The 8,196-nt window shown below is 58.3% G+C and carries 7 protein-coding genes; 5 read left to right on the forward strand and 2 right to left on the reverse strand.

What is annotated here, in order from left to right:
- Positions 1 to 188: 188 nt before the first annotated feature.
- Positions 189 to 554: a hypothetical protein gene (locus tag NW863_RS10970; RefSeq protein ID WP_414337410.1), complete on the forward strand. Its 366-nt coding sequence runs from the start codon at positions 189 to 191 to the stop codon at positions 552 to 554.
- Between the two features lie 57 nt (positions 555 to 611).
- On the opposite strand, the gene argS is transcribed toward NW863_RS10970, so the two are convergent.
- A complete protein-coding gene (gene argS, locus NW863_RS10975; protein ID WP_414366345.1) occupies positions 612 to 2,408 on the reverse strand; it encodes an arginine--tRNA ligase in 1,797 nt (598 codons plus the stop codon).
- Positions 2,409 to 2,718: 310 nt separating this feature from the next.
- Here argS and NW863_RS10980 point away from each other — a divergent pair, with 310 nt between their 5' ends.
- From NW863_RS10980 to NW863_RS10990, 3 genes are all read left to right on the forward strand, one after another.
- Entirely contained in the window at positions 2,719 to 3,801 is a 1,083-nt protein-coding gene (locus tag NW863_RS10980) for an ABC transporter substrate-binding protein (protein WP_414366347.1), read from the forward strand.
- A 441-nt stretch (positions 3,802 to 4,242) separates the two neighbouring features.
- A complete protein-coding gene (locus tag NW863_RS10985) occupies positions 4,243 to 5,067 on the forward strand; it encodes an electron transfer flavoprotein subunit beta/FixA family protein (protein ID WP_414366349.1) in 825 nt (274 codons plus the stop codon).
- Positions 5,068 to 5,238: 171 nt separating this feature from the next.
- Entirely contained in the window at positions 5,239 to 6,357 is a 1,119-nt protein-coding gene (locus NW863_RS10990; RefSeq protein ID WP_414366351.1) for an electron transfer flavoprotein subunit alpha/FixB family protein, read from the forward strand.
- Between the two features lie 19 nt (positions 6,358 to 6,376).
- Here NW863_RS10990 and NW863_RS10995 read toward each other — a convergent pair whose 3' ends face one another.
- Positions 6,377 to 6,661 (reverse strand): YggT family protein, encoded by a 285-nt coding sequence (locus NW863_RS10995; RefSeq protein ID WP_414366353.1) that lies wholly within the window; start codon positions 6,659 to 6,661, stop codon positions 6,377 to 6,379.
- 186 nt (positions 6,662 to 6,847) lie between these two features.
- On the opposite strand from NW863_RS10995, the gene NW863_RS11000 reads away from it, so the two are divergent.
- The gene (locus NW863_RS11000; RefSeq protein ID WP_414366354.1) at positions 6,848 to 7,990 is read left to right on the forward strand and encodes a response regulator; all 1,143 of its coding nucleotides are present in this window, start codon (positions 6,848 to 6,850) and stop codon (positions 7,988 to 7,990) included.
- The last annotated feature ends 206 nt before the right edge of the window (positions 7,991 to 8,196 follow it).

Raw genomic sequence — 8,196 nt, forward strand, 5'->3', positions numbered from 1 at the left:
TGGGGACAAGCGCAGCGAAAACGCCCCAGCTTGGAAATCCAGATGGGATCCCTGGCCCGCCGCTTTCCGCAGTTGCCTTGTGTGAGCCACTTTGCCCTCTCTTGGATCGAGCCGGAGCTGGAGCGCAGCCGTCGCACCTGTCAATTCTGATGCTCACCCCACACCCGCAAGTTGGGAATTCTGAAATTATGAACCCCGAACAATTCGATCTGATTAACCGCTTGTTTCAACTCACGTTTCAAATCGGGGATCGCTTGGGATGTGAGTCTTCTGACCCCGCTCAACTACTCCTGACCGACCGGCCCGGCCTAGAAGCAAGCCACCTATATTTCCCGTCCGATTACGTTTACGAGGATCTGGATCCCGAAGTGTGGGCCAATTATGCGGCTGAGGTGCCAGCTTTATCGCAGATGGCTGACCTTTTGCAATCCTATCCCCTCACCCGTGGCATTTATCGCCAAGACGAGGTTTCGTGGTGGATTTGCGCTTTTTGGATGGCCCAAGAGGGATTGGGAACCAACGTGCTCTTGCGCGCCCACAGAGTCGAAACTTAGGCAGTTGATCCCCAAGTTCCCTCTCGTCTTGGGATGGGGATCGGTTTTACTTAACATCTACATCGACTCTGGCGCGCTCAGGCCGAGAATGCCGGTGAGCACGTTAAATAAAACCTGTCGCGTGGCCTGCACCAATTGGATGCGGGCTTGGGCCAAAAGAGGATCCTCTTTTAAGAGGGGCAAAATGCGGCAGTTGTCGTAAAACTTGTTGAAATCGGCAGCAATCGCCTCGGCATAGCGAATGATCTTGTGAGGGGCGCGCTCTTCGGCAGCGGCAATCAGCTCATCGGGCAGGGCCAAGAGGCGCAGCAGCAGGGATCGCTCTTCAGGTTCTTTGTAGGGCAGTTTTTGCTGCTCCGTCAAAGCAACTGTGGCGGTTAGCTGCACCTGTTCCTCTTCCTGTAACCGCCGCAGCAGGGTACAGCAGCGGGCATGGCTGTAGTGGACATAGACCACCGGGTTGTCGAAAGTTTGCTTGACGGCCAAATCCAAATCAAAGTTGATGGGGCTGTCCATGCTGCTGCTGAGCAAAAACCAGCGGGCTGCATCGACCCCCACGCCAATTTCGGGATCCTCAATAAGATCGTTTAAGGAGACAAAATTGCCGGTGCGCTTCGACATGCGCACTTCGGTCTTCTCGCCGGTTTCCGGGTCGGTTTTGAACAATTTGACAAATTGTCCAATCAGGATCTCCAGCTTGACCTCTGGGCTGAAGGCGCCCACCGCCGCCCTTAAACGACCGATATAGCCGTGGTGATCCGAGCCGAGGATGTTGATGAGTCGCTGATAGCCCCGCCGCACTTTGTCGCGGTGGTAGGCAATATCGGCGGCCAGGTAGGTAAAGGAGCCATCGGCCTTTTGCACCACCCGATCCTTGTCGTCGCCAAACTCTTGGGTTTTGAAATAGACGGCCTCTTCCGCCCCCGGCTTGGGATCCTCACCCCGCGGCGCCTTAGCCCTGTAGAGGAAGCCGCGCTCCTGCAGCTCCTGCAAAGCCTGTTGGATGGCGCTCAGCCCTGTCTGGGGATCGGGGGTGTGCAGGCGGCGTTCGCTAAACCAGTGATCGAACTCGGTGCGCAGTTGTTGCAGGGTCTGCTGTTGCCAGGCCAGCATTTCCTGGTAAGCAAAATCGGTGTACTCTTCCGGGGTGGTGGGCAGAGGGCGGATCCCGGCCTTGACCTGATCCAACAGCCGCCGGGCGATATCGACCAAATAGCTGCCGTGGTAGGCATCTTCCGGCAGAGCCACCTCTTCGCCTTGCAGTTGTCGCACCCGCACTTCTAGCGACTGGCCCAAGAGCCGCATCTGGTTGCCAGCATCGTTGATGTAGAACTCCCGCTCCACCTGGTGCCCCGTCCAGCGCAGCAGGTTGGCCAGGGTCGAGCCGACGGCAGCCCAGCGCCCATGTCCCACGTGCAGCGGCCCCGTTGGGTTAGCGGAAACATACTCCAGCAGGATGCGCTCGGGATGGGGGGCAGCGGTTTTGCCGAAATCTTCCCCCAACCGCAACAGCTCTTGCAATCGCTCGGCCAAAAAGGGATCCCCCAGCCGGAAGTTGAGGTACCCACCGCCTGCCACCTCGGTTTCTATGTCCGGCAGATCCAGGTGTTTTTGCAGGGTTTGGGCAATTTGGGCCGGCGCCATGCGGCAGAGCTTGGCCATCCCCAAGGGGGTAGGACAGGCGTAGTCGCCGTAGCGGGGATCGCTGGGGATCTGGATCACGGGAGTAACCCCTGCCGCCTGCTCAGGTGTTAGGGATCCCAGTTGGCCTGCGGCTACCGCCCGTTGAATGCTCTCGGATACGGCGGCGGCGAGGAACCGAATCAGGGAGGTGGATAGGGGTTGAGTGGCCATAGCGGTTCGCGTTGGCAGACCTCGAGGGAAGTTCCAGGGATGTCAAGAAGCACTATCATATCGACAACCAACCGGCTTTGACAAAAGAACAGATCCTCCCCAGCTAGACACTGCCCTTACCTGCCTTGCGAAAACCAATCTGAGAAACCGGTGGAACAGAGTTCTCGATCGGGCTTTAAGGTATCCTAAAATACAAGAGCTTGGCCCCACCTTGCTAGGTTGGTTGCTAGCTGTTGTCAGCTCAGGTCAAGTTTTGCCACCTTTCCCCCTGCGGATCCCTACTGAGCCAGGTGCTGCGGAGCATATGGATATGTCCATCTCGAAATCGTCGCGTCGCCAATTCCTGCAATCTGCTGCTGCGGCTGCCTCTCTGGTGGCCGTTGGCGGGCTAAAGGCCAAGGCCCAGAGCCGCGGGCCGCTTCTGGTTTCCCAGGGCCTGACGCCCCTGAAGTTCACCCTTTCTTGGTTGCCTTCCTCGATGGATACCCCCCTTGGAACTGCGATCTTGAAGGGCTACTTTGCTGAAGAGGGGCTAGAAGTAACCTACGAGCGCGGCTTTGGCTCTGCCGATTCCATCACTAAGATTGCTGCTGGCCAGTACGACCTGGGGGAAGGGGATCCCTACTCCATGATCGAGTTCAACGCCAAAAACCCGGATGTGCCCTTGGTGGCGATCTTTGTTCACTTCAACCGCTCTCCCTTCGGCATCTATACCCTGAAAGGCAGAGGCATTACAGAGCCGGCCCAACTGGCGGGCAAGAAGCTGGGGGCGCCTGCAGGAGATGCGCCGCGTCGGCTCTGGCCGGTGTTTGCCAAGCAAGTCGGCATCGATCCGGCTTCAGTAGAGTGGCTAACCATGGAGCCACAGTTACGCGAGCCCTTCCTGATCCAAGGCCGGGTGGACGCAATTAGCGGCTTTATGACCTCGGCCATGCCCAATTTGGTGCGGGGTGGCGTTAGCTTGAACGACATCACGCCTTTTCTCTACAACGACTATGGCCTTGAGCTATACGGTAATGCCGTCATCACCCGCGTGCAACTGCTGCGCGAGAAGCCGGAGCAACTCAAAGCTTTCTTGAGGGCCTACGTCAAGGGCTGGCAAGACACCATCCGCGACCCCGACGGCAATATGTTGGCGTTTTTGGACAAAGCCAGAGCCGAAGGGCAGGTGCTGGACACGGCCATTGAGAAACTGCGTCTCACCCTAGCTATGCCGCGTCTGTTTGTTACCGAGGAGGTGCGGGAAATCGGCTTGGGGGACGTGGTGCCTGCCCGGATGGAAACCGCGATTGCTCAGGTGGTGGATGGCTTTGGCCTCTCTGCCAAACCGCCTCTGGAGAAAGTATTTGACAACAGCTTGCTTCCCCCCCAATCCGAGCGAATGATCGCCTGATCTGGAGAATCACACAACAACTTTGAAGCGCTGTCTGTGAAGCGCTGTCTGTTGACTTGCAGAGACAGTGAACGCTTCTTGCTGGCCAGACGGCTTTTCCCGATGGCAGGTGAGGAACCCAGCTCATTGGCTCAGTCATTCCAGCAAGATATTCTCCAAGCTTTTCGCAGCAGGGATCCCAGACTTCTCTTGGGAGAGAGGTAGGTTTTAATCGCATTTGCGTTGCTGGGTTAGAGATGGCAAGCGAGGCGCAGCAGCAAGGGAATATCTCAAACTTTGTTTAAAGTTACTTAAACTTGAGCAACTGATGTGCTGAGAAAGGCGACTGAAGAGTGCTCATCAGAGTGCTCACCGTTTCCGATCCCGAAAAAAAGCTGAATAAGTTTCTGCTGCCTAGGGATCCCTCTTAGTCTGGAGGGGATCGCTAGGGAGCTGATATCCTTGGAAACTTTTGTCCTCATTAAGCAAGTTCCCGATCAAAATGCCAAAGCCGGCATTAACAGTGACGGCACGATCGACCGGGCCAAGGCCAAGCGGATGCTGAACCCCTTCGATCGCTATGCGCTGGAAGCGGCCCTGCAAACCAAACGGCAACATGGGGCGAGGGTGACAGCGATCACGATGGGGCCACCGCCGGCCATTGAGGTGCTCTACGAGGCCATTGCCCACGGCGTGGATCGGGGCATTTTGATGACCGACCGCCGCCTGGCCGCTTCGGATACCTTGGCCACTGCCTACACCCTGGCCCACACGGTTCGCTATGCGGGCCGGCCCGATGTCATCTTCTGCGGGCTGCAGACCACCGACGGCGACACAGCCCAGGTGGGGCCCCAGTTGGCCGAGCGGCTGGGGATCCCTCAGGTTACCTATTGCGAGGCCTTTGAGATCCGCGATGGGATCCTGGTGGCGCGGCGGGCCATCGAGGGGGGATCCCAAACGGTGGCGGTGCCGCTGCCGGCCTTGGTCACGGTGGCCAATTCAGCGCGACGTCTGGCCTATCCCACCCTACGCGGCGTGCAGCGGGTGCAGCGGTTGATGAGGGATGAGGCGGCACGGGCCGAGGCCATCCAGATCCTCAACCTGGACGATGTGGGGGCCGATCCAAAGCGCTGCGGCCTCCAGGGATCCCCGACCATCGTGGCCGCCACCGAAAAAGTGGGGGAAATCGGTGGCAACTGTCAGGTCTTTCAAGGGCAGCCCGTGCCGCAACTGGTGAAGGAATTGGCTCAGGCACTTGACTTGAGCCTCTACCTAGCTACCTCTTAGGCTTTACCCTCTTTTCCCTTCTGCTAACTCCACCCTTTCAACCCATTCCTTGACTTCTCAGTTGCAGCCCGCCCAAACCTGTTGGGTGAATTATCACTAAGTTGCGGAAATCTGTGTAGGAATTGACGAAACTTCCCAGCCTTTCTACTTCGATGAGGAGTCGTAAGCTCTATGGAGCACAAGCGGGTGTTGATCTTCGCCGAGCAGATCAAGGGTGAGTTGCAACCCATTGGCCTGGAGCTGTTGGGAGCGGGGCGACGGCTGGCCGATAAGCTGGGAGCGACCTTGAGTGCCCTCGTCCTCGGCCACAACATCGCTCACCTGCCCCCAATCCTCATCGGCCACGGGGCGGATCAGGTCTTCATCGCCGACCACCCCGAGTTGGCCGAATACCGCACCCTGCCCTACCGCCGCGTTATCCTGGACTTGCTCAAAAGCTGGCCCCAGCCACCCCACACCATCCTGCTGGGATCCACCACCACCGGTCGGGACTTAGCCCCCCGTCTGGCCGCCCACCTGGAAACCGGCCTGACCGCCGACTGCACCGAGCTTGACATCGGCCCCTTCGAGTACAGCAACAGCCGAGATCCCGACAAGTCTGGTTTCTTCCCCGAATGCCTGTACGCGATTCGGCCCAGCTTTGGTGAGTCCCTCAAAGCCCGTATCCTCGGCCCCTGGAAAAACCCGCAAATGGCCACCGTGCGCCCCGGCGTGATGCTGCCCTTGCCATGGGACGGATCCCGCCAAGGGGAAGTGATCCCGGTGCCGGTCAACTTGGAGCCGGAGGATCTCAAGCTGCACATTGTGGAAACGGTGCGCAACCTCTCCCAGGCGGTGGATCTGACGCGGGCCAAGGTGATCGTTTCCGGTGGCTACGGGCTGGGATCTCCAGAAGGCTTTGAGCTGATGAGAGCGCTGGCCGCCTGTTTCCCCAACAGCGCCGTCGGCTCCTCCCGCAAGGCTGTGGATGCCGGCTGGATCCCCTATGCCCACCAGGTGGGGCAAACCGGCAAGACCGTTCGCCCCCAGCTTTACATCGCCTGCGGCATTTCCGGTGCCATCCAACACCGCGTCGGCATGGACAAGTCCCAGACCATCATCGCCATCAACAAAGACAGCGCCGCCCCCATCTTCAAATTTGCTCACTACGGCATCGTTGGGGATCTCTACCAGGTGGTGCCCGAACTGATCCGGCAACTGCAGCAGATGCAGGAGGAAATCCAGGCGGGAGCTCCTGCACGGCTTGCGCAAACTCCCGCCGCGCGGATCCCTATCTTGCAGGGCCGCTAATAATCCTTAGGAAAGCACTCTAGTGCAGGGCCATCGTCAACAATCCCTGCTGTCCCAGCAACAGCTCCCGCAACAGGGTAACCAGACCCACCCACGCTACAGGCGCCATGTCCACCCCCCCCAGGGGCGGGATCAAGCGGCGTGTCGGGCGCAACAGAAACTCCGTCAGGCCAACCACCAGGGAATAGGGCAGTCGAGAAGTATCCAGTTGCGGATACCAAGACAGGAAAATGCGCAGCACAAACAGGACGGTGTAGATCCCCAGTAGCGGACCCAGCACCCAGGCAGTGAATTGCGGCAGCATACGTCTTGCAGGAACCAGGCTCTAGAGGATACGAGGATACTCGGAATGCAGGCACTCGGCTCTAAGCTTAACCCCAACTTTTTAAAACTTTAACTCCGTTTCCAAAATAGTCCTACAAGCAGGGCCGCAGCCACTAGAGACTAGCGTCATAATGGTCATATCTTGCTGACTGCAGGCAGGGATCCCATGCAGGGAAGATTACAAGAGATCGATATCCGCAGCATCCTTCAATTGATCGAGTTGGGCCAGCGCACCGGTGAGCTTTTCGTAGAGGCCAGGCCCTCTATCTACTGGTTCGTCTTTTTCCTGAATGGGCAAATCATCTATGCCTCTGAAGGCGAAGGGAGCACTGCCCGCCTCAGAGACTACCTGCGCCGCTTCAAGCTGGAAGCTGCCCTAGACGAAGTTGAGATCCCCCACAAAGCAGCGGTCAATGCCCCCGAGTACAACCGCCTCTGGTCTTTGCTGGAAAGCCACAAGCTCAACCCCAGCCAAGGCAAGCAAATCCTGCTGGGCATGGTGCGGGAAGTCCTCTTTGACCTGCTCAGCCTCCACCAGGGCTCCTTCATTTTCGAAGCCGGACCCCCCTTGGCCCCGCAATTGACCACCTTCCCCGTCACTCCCCTGCTTACTGAGATGGTCACCCAGGTGCAGGAGTGGAAAAAGCTGCATCCCTATATCCAAGCTCCTAACCAAGCCCCCACCATCCTCAACCCCCTGCCGCTCCAGCAAACCCTGCCCGCCCCCGTCTTCAAAGCCCTGAGCGAGTGGTCCGACGGCAAAACCAGCATTCGCCAGATGGGTCGCTACCTGGGCCGAGACACCCTGGCAGTGGCCAAAGCCATCTATCCCTATGTTCGCCAAGGGGCAATCCACCTCTCCGACCCTGTCCTGATCGCCGAGCCCCAGCGCACTCGTCCCCTCAAACCCAGCGACAAGCCCAGCCACATCCTTTGTATCGACGACTCCATGGCCATCCAAAAAACTGTGGAGTTCATCCTGCAAAACGAGGGCTACCAGGTCACCACTATCGGCAACCCCCTCAAAGCCCTGGGACAGGTGTTTCTCCTCAACCCCGACATGATCCTCTGCGATGTGGCCATGCCCAAATTGGATGGGTATGAGCTGTGCGCCATGTTGCGCAAATCCAGCCAGTTCCGCGAAACCCCCATGATCATGCTCACCGGCAAGGACGGCTTCACCGACCGGATCAAGGCCCGCATGGCCGGGGCCAACGAGTTTCTCAGCAAGCCATTTTCCGAGAGGGAATTGTTGACCGTTGTCGAGTCTTATTTAGGCCCACCTCCCAAGCGGGGTGGCGGCGAATAAGCGTGGGGCCAGCCGAAGTTCCTAAAAAATGTCGAGATTCGAGCCAAGCAGGCAGAGTATAGCAGAATACTGGACAGAAGAGGAACTTCACCAAACAATAGGGGGTAGTCCAGCTAGCCTAGGGCTACAGGGCTAAATGCGGCCAAAAGCGCCAAAAGATAGGATCCCCCTTCAGCTAGAAACCGCAGGAGCTCCGCCCTGTACCC

The organism is Synechococcus sp. B60.1 (assembly GCF_047462555.1).
Lineage (GTDB): Bacteria > Cyanobacteriota > Cyanobacteriia > Thermostichales > Thermostichaceae > Thermostichus.

Bases quoted from the DNA above. Each gene is read 5' to 3' on its own strand.
- NW863_RS10990 (WP_414366351.1), top strand. From the start codon at position 5,239: ATGGAGCACAAGCGGGTGTTGATCTTCGCCGAGCAGATCAAGGGTGAG.
- NW863_RS10970 (WP_414337410.1), top strand. From the start codon at position 189: ATGAACCCCGAACAATTCGATCTGATTAACCGCTTGTTTCAACTCACG.
- NW863_RS10995 (WP_414366353.1), bottom strand. From the start codon at position 6,661: ATGCTGCCGCAATTCACTGCCTGGGTGCTGGGTCCGCTACTGGGGATC.
- NW863_RS11000 (WP_414366354.1), top strand. From the start codon at position 6,848: ATGCAGGGAAGATTACAAGAGATCGATATCCGCAGCATCCTTCAATTG.
- NW863_RS10980 (WP_414366347.1), top strand. From the start codon at position 2,719: ATGTCCATCTCGAAATCGTCGCGTCGCCAATTCCTGCAATCTGCTGCT.
- argS (WP_414366345.1), bottom strand. From the start codon at position 2,408: ATGGCCACTCAACCCCTATCCACCTCCCTGATTCGGTTCCTCGCCGCC.